A 22,089-nucleotide genomic window follows, 5' to 3' on the forward strand; every position below is an offset into this window, starting at 1 on the left:
CTGGCCGCCGTACTGGGCGATGCCATCCGAACCGACTCCCGAGGGTGGTCGGCGTCGCCCGCCGCGGACGCGACCGCGTGGTCCGACGCCGGCCGCGACACCGAACCGCTGTCGGTGCACATTCGCCACTCCGACGGAAGCGAGGAACGCATCCTCGCCCGCGCGGTCGTCGACGCAGCCGGCACCTGGGGATCACCGAATCCACTGGGCAGCGAGGGACTTCCGGCCATCGGCGAGAAGGCCGCCGGAGATCGGATCGACTACCGGGTGCCCGACTTGACCGACCCGACGACTCGATCCGTATTCGCAGGCAAGCACATCGTCATCGCCGGCAGCGGACACTCCGCGCTGACCGCGATCATCACCTTCGCCGAACTCGCCGCCGACGAGCCCGGTACCACGCTCACCTGGGCCGTGCGTCGAGGCGTCACCGCGGAGGTCTTCGGCGGAGGAGAAGCGGACGAACTCGCCGCTCGTGGCGCTCTCGGTCAGCGCGCCAAGAAGGCGGTCGACGACGGCTTCCTCACCGTCGTCTCGGGCTTCCGAACCGAAGCCGTTGCGGTGGAGAGGGATCGGCTCGCTCTGATCGGTGACACCGGATCGCGCATCGACAACGTCGACCGCGTCGTCGCGCTCACCGGGTTCCGCCCGGATCTGTCCTGGCTGTCCGAGGTTCGCCTCGACCTCGACCCCACCCTGCAGGCACCGAAATTCGTCGCAGAATTGGTGGACCCCAACATGCATTCATGCGGATCGGTGTCCCCGCACGGCGTCGAGGAACTCACCCAGCCCGAACCGGGCCTGTACCTGGTGGGCATGAAGAGCTACGGCCGTGCACCGACATTCCTGGCGATGACCGGATACGAGCAGGTTCGCAGCATCGCCGCCGAACTCGCAGGCGACCACGAAGGCGCACGCAAGGTGGAGCTGACGCTGCCCGACACCGGAGTCTGCGGTGGCGCAGGCCTGTTCGACGAGCCCGACGCCCCGTCGACCGGCGGTTGCTGCGGTGCCCCCGCGGCACCGGAGTTGATCACCCTCGGATCGCCGTCGGGACACTGACCGACCACTGACCTCCACGTCATCCGAAGGCCTGGTAGCCCAACCAACCGGCGAGACCGAGACCGAGAATCCCGACGCCGATGCGCAACACGATCGGCGAGATCACCTTGACCGTCGGTGGCCCGCAGGCACCGCCGACGAAACATCCGATCGCCAGCGCCAGCGCAGCCCACCAGTTCACATGGCCGGAGAACGAAAAGATGATCGCCGCAATCAGGTTCGCGATGCCGAGGAAGAAGCTCTTCAGAACGCTTGCGCGCCAGAACGTATCGGCCGTACAGATCAGTGCCAGCGCGAGGAAGATGACGCCGGCCCCGGCACCGAAGTAGCCGCCGTAGATCGCCACGGCGAACAGCCCCAGCGGATACAGCGTCGGAAACTGTTTGTCTCCGGACAGCTTTCGGATACTCGGCTGCAGTAATAGCGCGATGGCTGCCATCGCCACCAGGAACGGTACGACCACCTCGAACGAACCGTCCGGGGTATTGAGCAACAGAATCGCGCCGGTGGTACCACCCAGAGCAGAGTAGATCGCGTAGCGAACCAGCTGCTTGCCGTCCTTGGCGAGCTCGGCAGAGGAACTCGCCGTCGCGCCCACACCGGCGGCGACCAACGCGACCGTGTTCGTCACGTTCGCAGACACCGCAGGCAAACCCACCGCAAGCAGAGCAGGATAGGACACCAGCGACGCGAGCCCGGTGACGAACCCGATGAGCCCGGCGAAGAACCCGGCCACCACCAGAAGTCCGAAATCGAGCACAGTCACCGAATAAAACTACCGCGCCTGACTATCTGGCTCTCACTCCACCGGGTTCGCCATTTCCTGCAGCAACCGGCTCGTCATGCGTACTGCCTGATCTCCGCCGTCCGCGTCTTCGATGTACACCGCGAACGCGACGTCACCACTGGTCGCGAGCACGAAGCGATCGTCACCACTTTCCCCGGCGAATCCCTGCATACCGTCGAAGGTGTCGAGACCACTACTGCGCGACGAGTCGGCGAGTATGCCGCGCAACCGGTTTGCCGCATCCGACCCGATTGCCTCGGACTCACGATTCGCGACGGCGGTCTGACCCGCGACGATCGTCGGAATCGGAGCGCTGCCCCGAGAGATCGCGGCCGCCATCTGCGCGAGTCCGAACGGAGTCACCGTCGCCTCGTCCCCGGAGGCGGTGGACACGGTCCTGATGCCGTCGATCGCGCTGCGACTGTCGGCGGGAGTTCCTGTGTAGGCGTCGAGTCCGGGCATCGAGTAGTTGATACCCAGACCCAACTTCGCAGCTGCATCTTCGGCGCTGTCCTCACCGCGATCGGACTGCACTGCTCTCACCAACTCGGACGCGGTGCCTGCCGGGTAGGAGCCCCCGAACACCACGTCGCCCTGCTCGTTCGCGTAACTGTTCTGTGCCGCAGCGAGAATCGCGCCGGTCGAGGTGGACAGGGCGACGATCGACGCCGACGACCCCGCCATGACGACCGCGTTCTCGGCTGCGAGTTGAACGCGCGGATCGAGTGTCGCGTGCAGGTCCGGTCCGCCGGGTCCCTGGAAGCCGACGCGGCGTTCGCCGGTTCCATCGACGGTGTAGGTGTCGACGGCCCAACCTGCGGTGGCGTCGCGACCCTCCTGCCACGCACTTCGCAACGAGTCGAGCACGGGTGAGGTGATCCGACGGTCGTCGACGATGAGCTTGGGTTGCGGAGAGACAACCACTCCCGGCACGGCGCGCAGATCGTCTTCGAGGACGGCGAAATCGTCGTCGCGCAAGGTCACTGCGGTGATCGGTGCACCGCCGGCCGAATTCAGTTCGGCCAGCATCGATTCGGAGGTGATGAGCGGTGCGACGACGTCGATGACGTCCGCGAGTTGCGCGGTGGACGCCGCCGGATCACTCATCTGCGCCGGGTCGAGGGAGATGGCGTTGATGGTGCGCTCGCTCATCAACACGTTGTTCGCGGCGTCGAAGATCAGCGGCGGGGCGGCGTCGGTCCGGGTGTAGCGAACCATCCCTCCCGAGGTGAGGTCGGGGACGAGGGTGGCCGGATCCCACGCGATGCGCCAGCCGACGCTGAGCTTCTTGGTCGAGCCCTGAGCGCTGTACTTCCAGTCCTTGCCCTCACCGAAATTCCACGCCGACGCGAGCGTGAAGAAGCCGCTCTCGTCGGAGAGGTCCATGTACTGAGTCAAATCGAAGTCGCCGGTGGACGTGCCCTCGGCCGACAAGCCGTCGAACATCTGGTTCAGCGCGGCCGTCGCGGCGTTCGGGTAGGTCGTCATCGCGGCAGCGGCAGCGACATCTCGGTTGTCCAGGGCGTCGACGAACTTCGAGACCAGCACCTCGGCTTCGCTCGGCGGGCGATCGACCATCCAGAACACTGCCGAGACCGTCAACGTCGCCGATGCTGCAACGGCAACGAGGTAGCGACCGCGGACCTTGCGCGGGCCACGACGGGCACGACTCATAGAACTCATGAGTCACAATATTCACTGTAGTCACACGAGTAACAAGCACGGGATTCATACGAGCCGGTCACGATTGGGATACGCCCCGGTCGGTTTCGGCCTGGACTACCGCAGAAAACGACCAGCAGCCTCGACGGCCGGAGTCGAGCTACCCGCGTCGTTCACGAAGACCGCGAACGCAAGATCGCCGGAAATTCCGACGAACCAGCCGTGAGCTCCCTCGTTGTTGGCACCGAATTCGGCGGTGCCGGTCTTGCCGAGCAACCCGGGGATGTCATTGAGCGACGTCGCGGTGCCGCCGGTGATCGTCTCGCGCATCATGGTCTTGATCTGCTCGGTGACCTGCGGGTTCACTGCTGCCGGCCGCATATTTCCCACTCCGGGCTCACCGGGAACCACCGTCGGTGGGAGCAATCCGTTGTTCGCGATCGACGACGCGACCAGCGCCATACCGAAGGGCGACGCGGTCACCTGCCCCTGACCGATGGCGGATTCGACCCGCTGAGCCGGGGTGTCGGCCGACGGCACCGAACCGGTGACGGTCGTCAGACCGGGGGTGACGTAGTCGACGCCGAGGCCGTACTGCGCGGCCGCGTCGGTCAGTCCGTTCGGCGGGAGTGCTACGCCGAGGCGGCCCATCGTCGTGTTGCAGGACTTGGCGAAGGCGGTGTGCAGCGGCACGTCGCCGAGATCGAAGTTGTCGTCGTTCGGAATCTGCCTGCCCTCGATGTTCTCCGTCGACGGACACGGCAGCACGGTATCGGGGGTGACGGCACCGGACTGCAGTGCAGCCGAGGTGGTCACCGTCTTGAACGTCGACCCCGGTGGGTACAGACCGGTGAGGGCGATCGGGCCCTCGGCATCCGCGGCGGCATTCTGTGCCACGGCGAGTACCGCCCCGGTCGACGGCCGAAGCGCAACGATGGCCGCCTGCTGCGGCAGCGACGCGAGGGCATTCTCGCTTTGAGCTGCAGCGCCGAATCCAGGGTGGTCGCAATGTCGTCGCCGGTTCCGGCATCGCGGCCGGCGAGCGGGGTGACGGTGCCATCGGCTGCAACAGCCTGCACAGCCCATCCACGATTGGCCGCCTGCTCCTGCTCCCACAGCGTCGTGAGGTCGTTGAGAACCGGCGACACGAGGTTCCGGTCGGTGGCGAGCAACCGCGTCTGCGGAGCCAGGGTGACTCCGGGGACGGTCGCGAGCTGAGCACCGATGGGGTCGATGTCCGCCTGACGAAGCAACACGACGGTTGCCGGATTACCCTGCGCTGCAGCGACAGCCGATGTGACGTACTCGGCGGTGACACCAGGGACGACGGATCCGACGAGGTTCGCCACAGCCACAGGATCGGCCGTCGCATCGACGTTGACGAGGGTGACCACCTGCTGCGACATCAGCTCGACGCCGTTGCCGTCGAAGATGCGCGGCGCGACGAGCGCGTCGGTCGGTGTGAAGCGCACCGACGAGTCGGCGGTCAGGCCCGGCACCAACATCGCGGGATCCCAGGTGATCTTCCAGCCCTGCTCGGTTTCCGCCGCTGTCGCAGTGGTCGTGTAGTTCCATTCCTTCGGCTCGCCGTCGGGTTCGGCGGTGCCGTCGGTGGTCGTCGAGAAGCGCCAACCGGCGTTCAACGTGAACGTGCCTGCATCCTCATTGGCGTCGGCGGCCTCGAAATCGGGAGTGGCCGTCACCGTTCCGCCTGCCGAAAGCCCGTCGTACAGCTCGGTGAGCGCCTCCGTCGCGCCGGCCGGATCGGTCGTCAACGCAGCTGCCTGATCGACATTTGCGCTGTTGATCGCGTCCGCGAACTGCTCGGCGACGGTTTGCGGCTGATCGGGACCACTCTGACCGCAGGCGGCGAGCACCAATGCCAGTACGGACACGATCGCGGCCAGAGTCGTCGGTCTTCTCGAAGTGCGCACGGGGTCGATCATGCCGCAGTGCTTGCCCGAAGCAATGGTGGTGCCAATTCCGATTCGGGTGTAATCATGTAATCAGACTTACAACTCTGGATAGGAGCCCCCATGAAACCCAACGGACGCTCGTTCGGTCGCCCCGGCGGCTGGCAGCACGCAGACGTTCCCGACGCCACCGACGCAGCCGATTGGTTCGGTGGCCGACTCCCGGACACCTGGTTCGACGGTGCCGCCTCGGTCGAGGTCGACCGAGAGGAGATCGTCGTCGTCGGGACATTGCCTGCAGAGCAGGACAGTTCACCCGCAGCCAACGAGGGCCGCATCGCGCGATTCCGAGAAACGACCCGCGGCGACCGCATGCAGATCGCCGCCGAGGCCGAGAAACGATACGGACGCAAGGTCGCCTGGGGCGTGCGAACCGGATCCGAGGTGGTCCTGTTCACCCACCTCGCGGTACCGGTCATGACCCGCCTGCGTCAGCCCGAGCGTCGTGTCCTGGACACCCTCGTCGACGCCGGCGTCGCTCGATCCAGGGCCGACGCTCTGGCCTGGGCCGTGAAGCTGGTCGGCGAACACACGCAGGAGTGGCTGGACGAACTGCGCGGCGCGATGGAGACGGTCGACGAGCTCCGCAAGAAGGGCCCGTCGGTGTAATTCGCTTGCGTGCTCGTCGGGTTCGGGGCTAGCGTGGCCCTCGCCTTGTTGCCCACAGATTCGGAGAGGCCATTGCTCTTCCAAAGGTTCTAGACGCCTGCAGATCCATCGCACGCACACCTTGGGAGCAACCATGCCTCATTCGTCATCACTGTCCGTCTCGGACCTGACCTTCGCCTGGCCCGACGGGGACCCGGTGTTCGACGCCCTGTCGGCTATATTTCCCAGCGGCACAACAGGTCTCATCGGTTCCAACGGTGCGGGGAAGTCGACCCTGCTGAGATTGCTCGCCGGAGAAGTGACACCGCAACGGGGTTCCATTTCGATGCCGGGTGTCTTGGGGTACCTGCGCCAGGACGTCACACTGGACCCCGCTCTCCGCGTGGATCGGGTGCTTGCCATCGATGCGGTGCGAAAAGCGCTGCACCGCATCGAATCCGGTTCCGTCACCGAGGACGACTTCGTAATCGTCGGGTCGGCGTGGGACGTCGAGGAGCGTGCTCTGGCATTGCTGGACAAGCTCGGTCTCGGCAGCATCGTCGGCTCCCTCGACGACCTCGATCGCCGAGTCGGCACCCTGTCGGGCGGCGAGGCCATGCTGCTCGCGCTCACTGCGGAGTTATTGGCCGAGCCTGACGTACTGCTGCTGGACGAACCGACCAACAACCTCGATCAGGTTGCGCGCCAACGCCTGTACACGGCGGTCGACGGCTATTCAGGCGTGCTGATCGTGTGTACTCACGATCTCGAACTACTCGAACGCGTCGACTCCATCGCCGAGGTGCGGGCAGAGCGCAGCGGAGTTTCGCGGCTCCGTATGTTCGGCGGCAACTATCGACACTATCGCTCGGTCGTCGACGCCGAACAGGAGGCGGCACGGGCCACGGTCCGCGATGCCAAGAACGACGTCCGCAAGCAGGAACGCGAATTGATCGACACCCGAATCAAACTCGATCGGCGTCAGCGCTTCGGCAAGAAGATGGAAGAGCAGAAGCGCGTGCCTCCGATCCTCGCGGGCCGTCGCAAGCGGGCGGCCCAGGAATCGGCCGGCAAGCTCCGCGGTACCCACAGCGATCGCGTCGACGACGCCCGATCGTCGCTGTCGGCCGCCGAGGATCTCCTGCGCGACGACCGCGAGATACGCGTCGACCTCCCGGCAACCGAAGTGCATGCGGGACAGGTGGCCCTGACCCATGACGATATCCACATCGTGGGTCCGGAGCGCATCGCCCTGATCGGCCCGAACGGCAGCGGCAAGACCACCCTGTTGCGGGCTCTGGACGCCACAGGGGCAGAGGTGCCGTGGAAGTATCTACCGCAGCGACTCGACGTCTTCGATGAATCCCGCACCGTCGCCCAGAACGTATCCGACGTCGCTCCGCACGCCACCGCCGAACAGATCCGAGGCCAACTCGCCCGCTTCCTGTTCCGTGGATCCGACGCCGACGCCGTCGTCTCCACCCTCTCCGGAGGAGAGCGACTCCGGGCCGCACTGGCGCGAATTCTGCTGGCAGAACCTGCCCCGAAACTACTGATGCTCGACGAGCCGACGAACAACCTCGACATCACCAGCCGCCAGCACCTGATCGATGCGCTCGAGAAATTCGAGGGTGCGCTGATCATCGCCAGCCACGACCGACCGTTCCTCGACGCCATCGCCCCCACCCGCACCATCGACCTCACCCCGACCGCCGAGTCCGACCGCGAAGCGCCCGCCCGTGGGGAGTCAATGTGACGTTCAGTGACCTTTTGGGGGGTCAATGTCACGTTGAGTGGACTCGAGAGGCAAGAATCGCGGGGTGGAGTACGCCTCGAATGCAGACGATGGGACACGGATCGCGTACACGGTGGTGGGGTCCGGGCCGCCGTTGTTGATGGTGCACGGCAGTTTTCTGACGCACACGATCTGGCGGACGTTCGGCTATGTGAAGGCCCTGCGTGGCAGTCGGCAGTTGATTTTGATCGACAGTCGCGGGCACGGCCGCAGCGAGAAGCCCCATACTCCCGACGCGTATGCGATGAGCAGTATCGTCGGCGATCTGACGGCGGTGCTCGACGCAGTGGGTGTCGACACCGTCGACTATCTGGGGTATTCGTTCGGGGCCCGGGCGGGCTTGGCGTTGACAGCGGCGAGGCCCGAGCGAGTGCGATCACTGGCTGTCGGCGGCGGTAGTCACGGCGCTCAGGCCGGCGCGTTCGATCGCCTGTTCTTTCCCGGGTGCTCGGATGTGTTGGAGCAGCGCGGCATGGACGGCTTTCTCGAGGCGTGGAGCAGCCACCGCATGTTCCCTATCGACGCCGGAACCCGAGCGGTGTTCTCCGCCAACGACGCCCAGGCCATGGCTGCGTACATCCGAGCGTCCGACGCCGATCCCGGCCTACCCGACGAGGCGTTGCAGCACGTCACCCAGCCGTCATTGTTCTACGTCGGCAATCAGGACGGCACCAGGCTCGACGACACCCGAGCTGCCGCAGCGTTGGTGCCGAACTCCGAGTTGCATGTCATCCGCGGATTCGACCACGCGACGACGATGGCGGCGTCCGATGAGGTCCTCGGGGCTCTCGAACGGTTCTGGGACAACTGAGCTCAGTGTCTCTTCAGTGCAGGAAACTGGTCGTCACGCCACTCGTTGTCCAGCGGACCCACGGCCGCATCCTCGCGGGCTCGCAACTCCACTCGACGGATCTTGCCGGAGATCGTTTTCGGTAGCTCGAAGAACTCGATACGGCGTACACGCAGGAACGGTGCCAGGTGCTCTCGGGCGTACTTGAGAATCTCGAATGCAGTGTCCTCGTTGGGTTCCCAGCCCGACGCCAATGCCACATATGCCTTGGGAACGGCCAGTCGCGTCTCGTCGGGGGCGGGCACCACCGCGGCTTCGGCGACGGCGGGGTGTTCGATGAGTACGCTTTCGAGCTCGAACGGGGAGATCTTGTAATCCGAGGCCTTGAACACGTCGTCGGTGCGGCCGACGTAGGTGATGTAGCCCTCGGAGTCCCGTGCTGCGACGTCGCCGGTGTGGTAGTAGCCGTCGGCCATGACAGCGGCATTGCGTTCGGGGTCGCCGAGGTAGCCGGTCATCAGGTTGAACGGGTTCTGGGCCAGGTCGAGGCAGATTTCGCCCTCGTCGGCGAGTTCGCCGGTGGTGGGGTCGACGATCACCACCGGAACGCCCGGCAGCGGTCTCCCCATCGACCCGGACTTCAGTACCGCGCCGGGGGTATTTGCCACCAGTGCAGTGGTTTCGGTCTGGCCGAACCCGTCGCGGATGCTCAGGCCCCACTCCTGCTGCACCCGCGAGATCACCTCGGGGTTGAGCGGTTCCCCTGCTCCGATGGCCTCGCGCAGCGAACCACCGCCGCCGGCGAGATCGGCTTGAATCAGCATGCGCCACACCGTCGGTGGTGCACAGAACGTCGTCACCTCGGCCCTTCGGATCTGCTCGAGCAGTGCTTTCGCGTCGAATTTTCCGTAGTTGTAGATGAAGATCGTCGCCTCGGCGATCCACGGCGCGAAGAAGCAACTCCACGCATGCTTGGCCCACCCCGGGGAGCTGATGTTCAGGTGCACGTCGCCCGGACGCAGCCCGAGGAAGTACATGGTGCTCAGATGCCTACGGGGTAGGAGATCTGCGTGTGCTCGACGAGCTTGGGCTTGCTGGTGGTGCCGGAGGTGAAGTACATCAGCAGACGGTCGGCGGGAGCGGTCACCGACTCGAACGGTACGGCCTCGACGCCACGTGCCTCGGCATAGTCGACCCAACCATCACACGCGGAGGTGGCGATGCGCAGGTAGTCACCGGGGACCTCGTCGAATTTGCCGGTGTCCGAGGGGTTCACGATCACGGCGCGCGCATTGCCGCGTACCACGCGATCGGTGAGGTCGGCGGATCCGATGGCCGTGGTGGTCGGCATCAACACCGCGCCCAGCTTCATCACCGCGAGCATCGCTTCCCACAGCTCCACCTGGTTGCCGAGCATCAGGATCACCGAGTCGCCGCGGCCGATTCCCTGCTGCTCGAGCCACCTGGCGACCTGGTCGGAGCGACGAGCGATGTCGTCGAAGCTGTACTTGGCCTCGCTGCCGTTCTCCTCGACTATCCACAGCGCGGTGCCGTCGTTGCCTCGCGCGATCGCATCGAACCAATCGATCGCCCAGTTGAACGTCTCACCGAACGACGGCCATTCGAAAGTTGCTACTGCGCGGTCGTACTCGCCGTAGGCGTCGAGTAGAAGATCGCGTGCGTTCCTGAATGCCGTGTATGCCGATTCGACCATGTTTCCTCCTGCGCGTGTGATGCCCATCACCACCACGCTAGGGGAGATGAACAAACCCTCGCTACCCCTGAACGGGGGTAAAGACTGGGCTACCCTCGGTCACCGTGGCCATCAGATACTTCGCGATCGCATGTGCACTGGGGATAGTCCACGCAGCATTTTCCGGCTATTGGGCCTCCGGTGGACGGTGGATGCTCGATACCGTCGGTTCCTTCGCCACGGAGTGGGTCGACAGCGAACCGGAGACAGCGCGAACTGCACTGCTGGTGCTCGCGCTGGTCAAGCTCGGCGCGGCAATTCTTCCTGGCCTCGCGTACATGAACCGGCCGCGCCTGGCAGCACGGAACCGGACCAGGCTGCCGTCGTTGGTTCTCGGCATATCCTGGCCCGGCTCGGTGCTGCTGATCCTCTGGGGCGGAGCGTCGTTCGTCGGTGCGGTGATCGGCTTGATCGCCTCGGACGAGAATCGAAGTGTCAAGTACGGACACCTGTTCTTCGACGGCATCTTCCTGCTGTGGGGTGCCGCACTTCTGACGGCACTGATCCTCGCTCGAAAGACCCCGTACCAGCCGCGTTAGATGCGCTCCCCGGTTTCCGGTGGAAGAGTGGATCGCACCGTCGAGACGTGTCAGGCCGATGCTCTCGCCGATCTTCGCCGGGGCACGCACTGCCGAACGCGCAACCAACGACACAGGTCCCCCGTCGAGTCCCTTGACCTTGGGGTCGTCGAGGTGTGCGTAGACGTAGGACTCGCTGCCCAGCTCCTCGATGAGATCGACCTTGCCCTCGAAGCCCTCGCCGCCGCCGTGGACGATGCCGAGGTTCTCGGGCCGCATTCCGATGGTGACCTCGTCGATACCCAGGCTCGCGAGCTTGGTCAGCTCGTCGCGCTCGAGCGGGAGCAGGAACTTACCGATCTGCACGCCGCCCGAGCCGATGGGTACCGTCATCAGGTTCATTGCCGGGGAGCCGATGAATCCTGCGACGAACGCGTTGACGGGGTTGTCGTAAAGATCTGTGGGAGAGGCGAACTGTTGCAGTTTTCCGCCGCGCAGGACGGCGACGCGATCGCCCATCGTCATGGCCTCGACCTGATCGTGGGTGACGTACACCGTCGTGGTGCCGAGCCTGCGCTGCAACGCCGCGATCTGCGTACGTGTCTGCACCCGTAGCTTGGCATCGAGGTTGGACAGTGGCTCGTCCATGCAGAACACCTGCGGCTCACGAACGATGGCGCGGCCCATGGCAACTCGCTGACGCTGGCCGCCGGAGAGCTTGCCGGGCTTGCGATCGAGGTACTCGGTGAGATCGAGCAGACGGGCCGCTTCCGCGACGCGTGCCTGACGCTTCTCGAGGCTCACTCCGCGCATCTTGAGCGCGAAGCCCATGTTCTCCCCGACGGTCTTGTTGGGGTAGAGCGCGTAGTTCTGGAAGACCATCGCGATGTCGCGGTCCTTGGACGGAACGCCCACCATGTTCTTGCCGCCGATTTCGATTGCGCCACCGTCGATCTCCTCGAGACCGGCGAGCATACGAAGTGCGGTGGACTTGCCGGAGCCGGACGGTCCGACCAGGACGACGAACTCGCCGTCCTTGATGTCGAGGTCGAGGGAATCGACGGCGAGCGAATCGGCACCTTCGTAGACGCAGGATGCCTTCTTGTACGTGATTGCAGCCATGAGACTTTCTCCTATTTGATGGCGCCGAAGGACAGGCCGCGCACGAGCTTGTTCTGCGCGAACCATCCGGCAAGGACGACGGGGAGTGCTGCGAACGTCGCAGCGGCGGACAGCTGGGCCCAGTACAGGCCCTGGCCGGTGATGAATCCGACGAGGTACACCGGAATCGTCTGGGCCTGAACGGCAGTGAGATTGACGGCGAAGAAGAACTCGTTCCACGAGAAGATCACGCAGATCAACGACGTCGCAGCGATGCCGGGCGAGACGAGCGGCAGGATCACCTCGCGTACCGAGGTCCACAGCGATGCACCGTCCATGCTGGCGGCTTCGAGCAGTTCCGCCGGCACCTCCATGAAGAACGAGCGCATCATCCATACGGCGATAGGCAGATTCATCGCGGTGTAGAGGACCACCAGGGCCCAGATGTTGTCGAGCATGCCGATGTCACCGACGATGACGTACAGCGGAACGATGACGGCCACGACGGGCAGCATCTTGGTGGAGATGAAGAAGAACAGCACGTCCTGGGTCTTCTTGACCGGCCGTAGTGACAGCGCGAAGGCCGCCGGAACACCGAGCAGCAGAACGAGAATGGTCGAGACGATCGTCGCGAACGCCGAGTTCAGCAGGGTGGTGCCGATGCCGCTCTCGAGTACACCTCGATACTGATCGAGGGTGGGGGTGAAGATCAGCTTCGGCGGGTTGGAGTAGGCGTCGGCCTCCTGCTTGAATCCGGTGATCACCATCCAGAGCACCGGGAAGAAGAAGGCGATGCCGGCCACCCAGGCGACGAACGACCAGACCGTCCCCGGGCCCCACTTGCTCTTCTTGCGAATCTCCTGGCCGTCGGAGGTGTGCGGGACGGCCTTCTTCTTGCTCGTTGTTGCCGTGCTCATCACGCCGCCTCCTCGTTTGCGCTGAAGCTCTTGAAGATCAATCTCAGCGCCAGGGTGCTGAGGACGATGGTTGCCACCACGGTGACGACGCCCATGGCCGCGGCCTGACCGATGTCGAAGCCGAGGAAGGCACGTTGGTAGATGTAGAACGGCAGGTTCGCCGACGCGACTCCCGGTCCACCGGAGGTCATCATGTAGACGGCGTCGAAGGTGTTGACGAGGTAGATCGCGCCGAGGACGGTGCCCAGTTCGATGAACCGGCGCAGGTGCGGCAACGTCAACTCGCGGAAGAGTTTGAACGGGCCTGCCCCGTCGACACGTGCGGCCTCGGCGATGTCCTTGGGCATGGACTGCAGTCCGGCGAGGATCAGCAGCATCATGAACGGCGTCCACTGCCAGACGAGGTTCGTCATGACCGCGGCCAGTGGGAACCGCGACACCCAGTCGATCTCGCCGACTCCGAACGGACTCAGCGCGAAGTTGATCAGACCGAAGACGGGATCGAACATCGTCGTCTTCCAGATCAGCGCACCGGCCACCGGGGTGACGAGGAACGGGGTGATCAGCAGCGTACGAATGAGGCTGCGCCCGATGAACTTTCGATCGAGCAGCAACGCGAGGGCCAGGCCCAGGACCACCGAGATGATCACCGTTCCGACGATCATGATCACGGTGTTCATCGCGACCTCACGGAACTGACTGTCGCGGAACACATCCACGTAGTTGTTCAGACCGTTGAACTCACGCGAACCCGGACGAACGAGGTTCCAGGACTGCGTCGAGTAGTACAGCGTGAACAGGAACGGGATCTGGGTGACGATGATGGCGAACACCAACGCCGGCAACAGTGGTCCGCGTCGACGCCAGCCCTCGGCCTTGGAGATCGTTCTCGGTCTCGGTACGAACTTCTCCGGTTCGGCCGGAGCCGTCCGCTCTTCGGTGGTGGTCATCCCTGGTCCTCCTGATACGTCTTGCCGACCACTTCGGCGTATTGCTGCGCTTGGTCGAGCGCGTCGTCGACGCTGATCTGTCCGGCGATCGCGGCACTGATCTGTTGGCTGACCCGGGTACCGAGGTCCTGGAACTCCGGAATGGTCAGGAACTGGACTCCGGTGTACGGAACCGGATCCACGGTGGGATCGTTGGGATCCGCACTGTCGATGGAGTCGAGGGTCAGCTGACCGTAGGCGGCCGACGCCTCCGCGTACTCGGGAATCTCGTAGGTCGAGAGCCGACTTCCGGGAGGCACACGCTCCCAACCGAGTTCGTTACCGACCTTGTTCAGGTACTCCTTGCTCGTCATCCATGAGACGAACTTCCACGCCTCGTCGGGAGCCTCGCTGGTCTGGGGAATGCCCAGGGCCCAGGAGTACAGCCAGCCGTTGTCGCCCTTGGCCGCCGACGGGGCCTTGGCGTAACCGATCTGTCCGACGACGTTGCTCGACGACGGGTCTTCGAGAACCGAGACGGCCGAGGTGGCGTCGTACCACATTGCGGTGTTGCCCTGCGAGAGTTGCGTTCCGCACTCGCTGAAGCCACTGGTGGCCGCGCCGGCCTGACCGTGCTCGCGCACGGTGTCGACGTAGAACTGCACGGCTTCACGTACCTCGGGACTGTTCAACTGAGCGTTCCAGTTCTCGTCGTACCAGCGGCCGCCGAATGCGTTGATGACGGTGTTCAGCGGCGCGAGCACCTCACCCCAACCGGGCTTGCCGCGCAGGCAGATTCCGGAGAGGCCGGGGCTGTCGAGTGCAGCCGCAGCATCGGCCACCTGCTGCCAGGTGGGCTCGGCCGGCATGTCGATACCAGCCTGCTCCATCAGATCCTTGCGGTACATCAGGAACGAGGACTCACCGTAGAACGGCACCGAGTACATGCTGCCCTCGTACGACAGCGACTCCTTCAACGTCGGGATGAAGTCGTCCTCGTCGTACCCGGGTGTGGCGTCCGCGTACTCGGAAAGGTTGGTCAGCCAACCGTTCTCGGCCCACTGCGGGGTCTCGAAGTTGCTGATCATCACCACATCGAACTCGCCGCCGCCGGTCGCGACAGAGGCCGTGATCTTGGCGCGGGCCTCGTTCTCCGACAGCGACACGAACTTCAGGTTGATGCCCGGGTTCTCCGCCTCGAACTCCGGAGCAAGCGAGATGGCATCGGACATCTGCGAATTCGAGACGATCGCGACGGTGATCGTCGTCCCGTCACCGTCACCACCGAACGAGCCGGCACCGGCACATCCGGACACCACCAAGGTCGTCGCGAGCGAGGTCGCGACAACCACTTTCGGTAGAACTTTCACTGGGATACCTTTCCATTCGACGCTGATATGGATCGATCGACGAGCCAACGCGCACTTTCGATGTCGGTGACCAAGATCGACGCCAGACCACCGCGCAGTGCACCGAGCAGCGCTTCGTGTTTTCGTTTTCCGCCGGTGACGAGCACGGCCCGATCGCAGGCCCTGATGGCGTCGAGTCCCACCGACACGGTTCGGCCGGGGAGCGATCCACCGGTGTCCTTGCCGTCGGCGTCGTAGAACCGGCCGCCGATCTCACCGACCGCTCCGACCCGGCGGAGTTCGTCGAGCACCTCGAGGTCGATGAAACTGCCCTCGAACAACGTGGTGGACGTGGAAACGGGACCGATGCCGTACATCATCACATCGGCATCGGTCCCGGCCTTGAGGGCGCGCGAGATCACGGAATCCTGCTCCAACGCAACGACGGTCGCCTGATCGGCATACAGCGGTGCGTTGAGCCTGATGGGTGTCGCCTGCAGGTATTCAGCGCACCGTCCGAGCGTGTACTCGACGCCGGTCTGGTAGTCGGCCGAGGTGATGGAACCGTCGAGTTGCACCACCGCAGCACATTTGGTGGATCGAGTCTTCAGCGAACTCGCTACCGCGACCGTCTCGGGTCCCCAGGTGAAGCCCAGAACATCCTGATCCTTCAGCCGACGAGAGAGCAGCGTTGCCGCCGCGCGCCCCAGGGATCCGTAGCCGGCATCCGTGCCGTCGATGACGTCCGAGACGACGAGCACCTCGGTCAACCCGTACTGCGACTCGAGTTCGCGCTCGAGGTCGGCGTGCACGGTGCCCTGCAGATCGTCGGGGACATTGATCTCGATCGTCACCAGCCCCTGCGTGCGGGCCCGTGCGACGAGCCGTCCTGCGGTCGGGCGCGAGACGCCGAGCTTCACGGCGATCTCGGCCTGAGTCGCGCCTTCGAGGTGGTACATGGTTGCGGCGCGCAGAGCCAGGCGCAGGTCCTCGCCGGACCGCGCAGACTTCGCCCCGCCGGGCTCCGTTCCGTCCATCACGCCTCCCTGACCAGTGAGCAAATGCTCAGCTCGTGTTCATCTGCTCACTAAGCTAACATTAAGGTGTGATCTACACAACACCCCCTCGCCACCAGCCACCAGTGCCACAGTCCATGCAGGCCAGCGTCCTGACCGGAGTGCAGGCGATACGACTCGAAGAACGACCCGTCCCCACGCCCGCGCACGACGAGGTCCTCGTGCAGGTCACGGCAGTCGGGGTCTGTGGTTCCGACGCGCATTACTACCGCGAGGGACACATCGGCGACTACGTAGTCGACGGCCCCCTAGTACTCGGCCACGAAGCGGCGGGCGTCATCGTGTCCGTGGGCTCCGAGGTCTCCGACACCCGCGTCGGACAGCGCGTGTCCATCGAACCGCAGCGCCCCGATCCCACCAGCGCGCCGTCCCGCGCAGGCCGCTACAACCTGTGCCCCGCCATGGAGTTCTTCGCGACGCCGCCCATCGACGGTGCGCTCGCGGAGTACGTGCTGATTCAATCGACCTTCGCCCACGACGTCCCCGACGACATCTCCGACGAGGCCGCAGCTCTCTTCGAGCCACTGTCGGTCGGCATCGCGTCGGCCCAGAAGGCACGCATCTCCGCGGGCTCGAGCGTGCTCATCGCGGGAGCGGGTCCCGTCGGGCTCGTCACCGCACAGGTCGCGCGCGCATTCGGAGCCACCGAGGTGATCGTCACCGACATCGACGCTTCCCGCCGCGCCAACGCAGAGAAGTTCGGCGCGACGCGCGTACTCGACCCCGCCGCCGAAGACGTGCGCGCACTGACTGTCGACGCTTTCATCGACGCATCCGGTGCGGCCCGAGCCGTGGTCGACGGCATCCACGCGGTCCGCCCCGCAGGCATGGTCGTCCTCGTCGGCATGGGCGGATCGGACTACCCACTGCCGATCTCGCGGATCCAGAACCGAGAATTGCTGCTCACGGGCGTCTTTCGCTACGCCAACACATGGCCGATCGCACGCGCGCTGGTGGCGTCGGGCATGGTGGATCTCGACGCGATGGTGACGGCGCGTTTCGGACTCGATGGCGTCGAGGATGCATTGAACGCCGACAGGCAACCCGGAAGCATCAAAGCCGTAGTCATTCCAGGACTTTCGAAGGAGAACAACGCATGAAGTTGAACTCGCAGAACCTCGCCGACTTCATCGAGGACGTCGCTGTCCCGACGTACGACCGATCCGAGGTGACGGTGGGCATCGTGCATTTCGGTGTCGGCGGCTTCCATCGCGCCCACCAGGCGATGTACGTCGACCGCCTGCTGCAGCAGGGACAGGCGCTGGACTGGGGAATTTGCGGCGTCGGGGTACTACCCGGTGACCGGCGAATGAACGACGTCATGCACGCACAGGACTGCCTGTACACGTTGGCGCTCAAGCATTCCGACGGCACGTGGGACACCCGCGTCATCGGTTCCATCGTCGAGTATCTCTTCGCGCCGGACGACGCCGAGGCCGTGATCGAGAAGATGGCCGCCGACACGACGAAGATCGTCTCGCTCACCATCACCGAGGGTGGTTACCACTTCTCCGCGACGACGGGCGAGTTCGACGTGGACAATCCCGCCATCGTCGCCGACCTCGCCGACGGCGCAGTGCCCGCAACGACATTCGGGCTCGTCACCGAGGCTCTGGCTCGACGCAAGGACCGCGGCATGATGCCGTTCACCATCATGTCCTGCGACAACATCGAGGGCAACGGCCATATGGCGCAATCGACGTTCACGACGTTCGCGCGCCTGAAGGATCCGGCGTTGGCCGACTGGATCCAAGCGGAAGGCGCGTTCCCCAATTCGATGGTCGATCGCATCACGCCGGTCACGACACCGGAAGTGACCGAACAGCTTTCGCTGCGATACGCCATCGACGATCAGTGGCCCGTCGCGGGCGAGCCGTTCACGCAGTGGGTGCTTGAGGACAACTTCACCCTCGGACGTCCGCCGCTGGAAGAGGTGGGCGTGCAGGTGGTCGAGGATGTCACCCCCTACGAGTTGATGAAGCTGCGGTTGCTCAATGCCAGCCACCAGGCGCTCGCGTACTTCGGCTATCTCAGTGGCTATCGCCTCGTGCACGAGGTGTGCAGGATTCGCTGTTCTCGGATTTCCTGCTCGCCTACATGGACGAGGAAGCAACCCCGACGCTGCAGCCGGTCCCAGGCATCGATCTGACCGACTACAAGCGGACGTTGATCGAGCGATTCTCCAACCCCGAGATCCGCGATACCGTCGCCCGCCTGTGTGCCGAGTCCTCGGACCGAATTCCCAAGTGGCTCTTGCCTGTCATCCGCAAGAATCTCGAGACCGGCGGTGAGATCGCCCGCTCCACCGCGGTGGTGGCCAGTTGGGCTCGCTACGCCGAGGCCGTCGACGAATCCGGCGAGCCCATCGAGATCGTCGACCAGCTGAAGGATTCATTGGTGCCGATCGCGCAGAGTCAGCGCGAGAATCCCACGGCGTTCATCGCCAACCGCGCAGTGTTCGGGGATCTCATCGACAACGAGCGCTTCGTCGCCGAGTACACGAAACAACTGGCGTCTCTCCAGGAGCAGGGCGCGCGGGCGACTCTGGAATCACTCAGGTCGACTCACTGAATCGTTCGGCGTCTCGAACCTGACCGGAGACGATGACGGTATCGCCTGCGCCGATCACCGTGTCGGCCGTGGCGTAGGTGAATCCCTCACCCTGACGCTTGACCGCGACGACAGTGACACGATGCTTGGTACGTATTCCGCTCTCGCCCAACTTCTTTCCGATGATGGAGGTGGGCGGAGAGGTCTTGATCATGGCGAAACCGTCGTCGAATTCGATGTAGTCCATCATCCGGCCGCGGACCAGGTGGGCGACGCGCTTGCCCATGTCGTGCTCGGGCCTCACCACATGGTGCACGCCGATCTGGGTGAGAATCTTGGCGTGTGCGTTGCTGATCGCCTTGGCCCAGATGTTGGACACCGACAGGTTGATCAACGCGGATGCGGTCAACAGACTCGCCTCGAGATCCGATCCGATGCCCACGACTGCGCGGTCGTACTCGTGCACCGACAGTTGCCGCAACGACTCCTCGTCGGTGGTGTCGGCCACGGCAGCGTGCGTGAGTCGGTCCGAGACACGTTGCACCACAGCCTCGTCGGTGTCGATGCCGAGGACCTCGACACCCTGGCCCATCAGTTCCAGTGCCAGCGACTTGCCGAAGCGGCCGAGGCCGAGGACGACGACGACTTCGGAGGACGGTTTCCTAGCCAATGAACGGCCTTTCCGTGGGGAGCGTGTAACGCCGACCGCGGTCGCGGGCGGCAAGGGCGCTGACCAGAGTGATGGAACCGATGCGGCCCAGGTACATCAGAACGATCAGAATCACCTGCCCCCACCCCGGCAACTGCGCGGTGATGCCCGTGGAAAGACCCACGGTGGCGAAAGCCGAGACGACCTCGAACAGCAGGACGTCGAGGTCGAAATCCGTTCCCGCCAGCAACGCGACGACCGGGAGCATGACCAGGGCGACACCGATCAGGGCCACGGTCAACGCCTGACGCTGTACTCGCGGGTCGATCCGGCGATCGAAGATGCTCACATCACGATCGCCACGGATTTCGGCGAGGATGACGAACAGCAACAGTGCGAAGGTGGTGACCTTGATGCCGCCTGCGGTGCCGCCGCTGCCGCCACCGATGAACATGAGAACGTCGGTGACGAGCAGGGTCGCGTTGTCGACGTCGGCGTAGTCGACGCTGTTGAACCCAGCGGTGCGCGGCATGACGCCCGCGAACGTGGCGACGAGCATCTTGTCCCAGATCCCGAACTCGCCCAGGGTTCTGGACCACTCGAGCAACAGAACCAGCGCCGGTCCCACCACGAGCAGAACGCCGGTGACCGAGAGCGTCAGGCGGGTGTGCAGCGACCATTTCTGCCTGCCCCGACGCCGCCGAACGTGCCGGAACAGCTCGAACAGCACCGGAAACCCGATGCCTCCCAGCACGACGGCGGCCATCACTGGAACACAGATCCACGGATCGGTGGCGAACCCGATCATGCTGTCGCTGAACAGCGCGAATCCGGCGTTGTTGAACGCCGACACGGAGTGGAAGACGCCGAGCCAGAGGGCCCGACCGGGACTCTCGCCGTACCCGATCGCGAACCTGAGCGTGAGAGCGATCGCGACGACGGTCTCGATCAGCAGGCTGGTTCGGAACACTCCGATGACAACGCTGCGAACGTCGCCGAGGCCGGAGGTGCGTACCTCTGCGGCGGCATTGAGTCTGCCACGCAGTCCGATTCGGTCGGCAAGCACCAAACCGACCAACGACGCGATCGTCATGATGCCGAATCCACCGACCTGAATGGCCGCCAGAATGACGCCCTGCCCGAATCCCGACCAGTGGTTCGGTGTGTCCACCACGATCAACCCGGTGAGGCTGATGGCCGAGGTGGACGTGAACAGGGCCTGGAGGCGTCGGTCTCGCTGCCGGGAAGAGTGGCGATCGGGAGCATGAGAACTCCCGCACCGACGATGATCGCGAGCGCGAACCCGGTGGCCATGACCCGAACCGGCGTGGGCCGAAAGATCGCGGACCATCGCGATGCCTGGTGAGCGTCTGTCACTCGAGAAACAGTACCGGTGGGACGAGCCGCTTCGCGGCATGTGCACGGAACCTCGTAGCAGGGGAACACGTAGCAGGCTCCACTCCCGCGCACCTGGGTCATTCCGCAGGCTCCACTCCCGCGCACCTGTGTCATTCCGCAGGCTCCACTCCCGCGCACCTGGGTCATTCCGCAGGCTCCACTCCCGCGCACCTGGGTCATTCCGAAGGCTCCACTCCCGCGCACCTGCGCGTCAGCGCTCCCGCGCGTCAGCGCTCCACTACTAGTCGACCAAACGCTCGCCGGTCACCGTGGAGAAAAGGTGGGTGCGCTCGGCGGCGTAGGAGAGCATGATCGTCGATCCGCGTTCCGGTGGGATGCGGCCGTCGGCGCGGACGACGATGGGCTGACGAGTGCCGTTGATATCGGCCTGGCCGTAGACGTAGGCGTCGGCTCCGAGTTCTTCGACGACGTCGATGGTCACTTCGAGGCCCGCCCCGGTGGTGATCTGCAGGTCCTCGGGGCGCACGCCGAGTGTCACTGTGTTCTGTCCGATTCCGGCGATGGCGGAGCGGGGAACCGGAACCACTTCGCCGCCGAAGCGGACGCCGCCGTCGACGAGGGGCAGCTCGAGGAGGTTCATTGCAGGCGATCCGATGAAGCCGGCGACGAAGACGTTGTTCGGATGTTCGTACATGCGCCTCGGCGAGTCGCACTGTTGCAGTACACCGTCTTTGAGGACGGCCACGCGATCGCCCATGGTCATGGCCTCGACCTGATCGTGGGTGACGTACACGGTCGTCGTGGCGAGTCGACGCTGCAGCGCGGAAATCTGCGCGCGGGTCTGTACCCGGAGTTTGGCGTCGAGGTTGGACAGCGGCTCGTCCATCAGGAACACCTGGGGTTTGCGAACGATGGCGCGGCCCATGGCAACTCGCTGACGCTGACCACCGGAGAGCGCCTTGGGCTTGCGGTCGAGGAACTTGGTGAGGTCGAGGATCTTGGCAGCATCCTCGACGCGACGCTTGATCTCGGCCTTGTCCTCACCCGCGATACGCAGGCCGAATCCCATGTTCTCGCCAACTGTCATGTGCGGGTAGAGAGCATAGTTCTGGAAGACCATCGCGATGTCGCGATCCTTGGGCTGATGGTCGGTGACGTCCTTGCCGCCGATGGTGATGGCTCCCTTGTCGACTTCTTCGAGACCGGCGAGCATCCGCAGCGACGTCGACTT

Annotated in this window: 13 protein-coding genes and 6 pseudogenes; 7 read left to right on the forward strand and 12 right to left on the reverse strand. The window is 64.7% G+C overall.

The features are described 5' to 3' along the window. Positions 1 to 1,062: pseudogene (locus RHBS_RS09645) on the forward strand (flavoprotein); the annotation flags it as partial. A gap of 19 nt (positions 1,063 to 1,081) precedes the next feature. Here the strand turns inward: RHBS_RS09645 and RHBS_RS09650 are convergent. The 3 genes and pseudogenes from RHBS_RS09650 to RHBS_RS09660 all read right to left on the reverse strand — a co-directional run bounded on the left by RHBS_RS09650 (position 1,082) and on the right by RHBS_RS09660 (position 5,457). Next, positions 1,082 to 1,828: a sulfite exporter TauE/SafE family protein gene (locus RHBS_RS09650; RefSeq protein WP_121871298.1), complete on the reverse strand. Its 747-nt coding sequence runs from the start codon at positions 1,826 to 1,828 to the stop codon at positions 1,082 to 1,084. Positions 1,829 to 1,861: 33 nt separating this feature from the next. Beyond that, positions 1,862 to 3,523, reverse strand: a complete 1,662-nt coding sequence (locus RHBS_RS09655; RefSeq protein ID WP_187298431.1) for an NTF2-like N-terminal transpeptidase domain-containing protein — start codon at positions 3,521 to 3,523, stop codon at positions 1,862 to 1,864. A gap of 105 nt (positions 3,524 to 3,628) precedes the next feature. Beyond that, positions 3,629 to 5,457 (reverse strand): annotated as a pseudogene (locus RHBS_RS09660) (penicillin-binding transpeptidase domain-containing protein). Between the two features lie 90 nt (positions 5,458 to 5,547). Between RHBS_RS09660 and RHBS_RS09665 the strand changes: the two are divergent. The 3 genes from RHBS_RS09665 to RHBS_RS09675 all read left to right on the forward strand — a co-directional run bounded on the left by RHBS_RS09665 (position 5,548) and on the right by RHBS_RS09675 (position 8,678). Then, positions 5,548 to 6,093 carry a hypothetical protein gene (locus RHBS_RS09665; RefSeq protein WP_128645468.1) on the forward strand — a complete coding sequence of 182 codons (546 nt, stop codon included), beginning with the start codon at positions 5,548 to 5,550 and terminating at the stop codon, positions 6,091 to 6,093. A 133-nt stretch (positions 6,094 to 6,226) separates the two neighbouring features. Continuing rightward, complete coding sequence (locus RHBS_RS09670) at positions 6,227 to 7,828, forward strand: ABC-F family ATP-binding cassette domain-containing protein (RefSeq protein ID WP_128645469.1); 1,602 nt, start codon at positions 6,227 to 6,229, stop codon at positions 7,826 to 7,828. 64 nt (positions 7,829 to 7,892) lie between these two features. After that, positions 7,893 to 8,678, forward strand: coding sequence for an alpha/beta fold hydrolase (locus RHBS_RS09675; protein ID WP_121871301.1), 786 nt, complete (start codon positions 7,893 to 7,895; stop codon positions 8,676 to 8,678). A gap of 2 nt (positions 8,679 to 8,680) precedes the next feature. On the opposite strand, the pseudogene RHBS_RS09680 reads toward RHBS_RS09675, so the two are convergent. Continuing rightward, positions 8,681 to 10,371, reverse strand: a pseudogene (locus RHBS_RS09680) (AMP-binding protein). A gap of 191 nt (positions 10,372 to 10,562) precedes the next feature. On the opposite strand from RHBS_RS09680, the gene RHBS_RS31480 reads away from it, so the two are divergent. Then, positions 10,563 to 10,949 (forward strand): hypothetical protein, encoded by a 387-nt coding sequence (locus tag RHBS_RS31480; protein ID WP_374700564.1) that lies wholly within the window; start codon positions 10,563 to 10,565, stop codon positions 10,947 to 10,949. On the opposite strand, the pseudogene RHBS_RS09690 reads toward RHBS_RS31480, so the two are convergent. From RHBS_RS09690 to RHBS_RS09710, 5 genes and pseudogenes are all read right to left on the reverse strand, one after another. Beyond that, positions 10,946 to 12,050 (reverse strand): annotated as a pseudogene (locus RHBS_RS09690) (ABC transporter ATP-binding protein). The gene RHBS_RS31480 and the pseudogene RHBS_RS09690 sit on opposite strands and share 4 nt — an antisense overlap. Before the next feature lie 11 nt (positions 12,051 to 12,061). Beyond that, a complete protein-coding gene (locus RHBS_RS09695; RefSeq protein WP_121871303.1) occupies positions 12,062 to 12,946 on the reverse strand; it encodes a carbohydrate ABC transporter permease in 885 nt (294 codons plus the stop codon). Then, positions 12,946 to 13,896: a carbohydrate ABC transporter permease gene (locus tag RHBS_RS09700; RefSeq protein WP_121871304.1), complete on the reverse strand. Its 951-nt coding sequence runs from the start codon at positions 13,894 to 13,896 to the stop codon at positions 12,946 to 12,948. The genes RHBS_RS09695 and RHBS_RS09700 overlap by 1 nt, the downstream gene beginning before the upstream one ends. Next, on the reverse strand, positions 13,893 to 15,227 hold the full coding sequence (locus RHBS_RS09705; protein ID WP_121872765.1) for a sugar ABC transporter substrate-binding protein: 1,335 nt from the start codon (positions 15,225 to 15,227) through the stop codon (positions 13,893 to 13,895). The genes RHBS_RS09700 and RHBS_RS09705 overlap by 4 nt, the downstream gene beginning before the upstream one ends. Before the next feature lie 14 nt (positions 15,228 to 15,241). Beyond that, on the reverse strand, positions 15,242 to 16,261 hold the full coding sequence (locus tag RHBS_RS09710; protein ID WP_121871305.1) for a sugar-binding transcriptional regulator: 1,020 nt from the start codon (positions 16,259 to 16,261) through the stop codon (positions 15,242 to 15,244). A 116-nt stretch (positions 16,262 to 16,377) separates the two neighbouring features. Here RHBS_RS09710 and RHBS_RS09715 point away from each other — a divergent pair, with 116 nt between their 5' ends. Next, entirely contained in the window at positions 16,378 to 17,400 is a 1,023-nt protein-coding gene (locus tag RHBS_RS09715) for an NAD(P)-dependent alcohol dehydrogenase (RefSeq protein ID WP_121871306.1), read from the forward strand. Beyond that, a pseudogene (locus RHBS_RS09720) lies at positions 17,397 to 18,871 on the forward strand (mannitol dehydrogenase family protein). Before RHBS_RS09715 ends, RHBS_RS09720 begins: the two are co-directional and overlap by 4 nt. Here the strand turns inward: RHBS_RS09720 and RHBS_RS09725 are convergent. The 3 genes and pseudogenes from RHBS_RS09725 to RHBS_RS09740 all read right to left on the reverse strand — a co-directional run. After that, positions 18,855 to 19,520 (reverse strand): TrkA family potassium uptake protein, encoded by a 666-nt coding sequence (locus tag RHBS_RS09725; RefSeq protein WP_121871308.1) that lies wholly within the window; start codon positions 19,518 to 19,520, stop codon positions 18,855 to 18,857. The pseudogene RHBS_RS09720 and the gene RHBS_RS09725 overlap by 17 nt on opposite strands. Beyond that, positions 19,513 to 20,789, reverse strand: a pseudogene (locus RHBS_RS09730) (TrkH family potassium uptake protein). Before RHBS_RS09730 ends, RHBS_RS09725 begins: the two are co-directional and overlap by 8 nt. Before the next feature lie 349 nt (positions 20,790 to 21,138). After that, on the reverse strand, positions 21,139 to 22,089 hold a 951-nt coding region (locus tag RHBS_RS09740; protein WP_128645470.1), incomplete at its 5' end, for an ABC transporter ATP-binding protein.

The organism is Rhodococcus sp. BS-15 (assembly GCF_000813105.1).
In the GTDB taxonomy this organism is placed as follows: Bacteria; Actinomycetota; Actinomycetes; order Mycobacteriales; family Mycobacteriaceae; genus Rhodococcoides.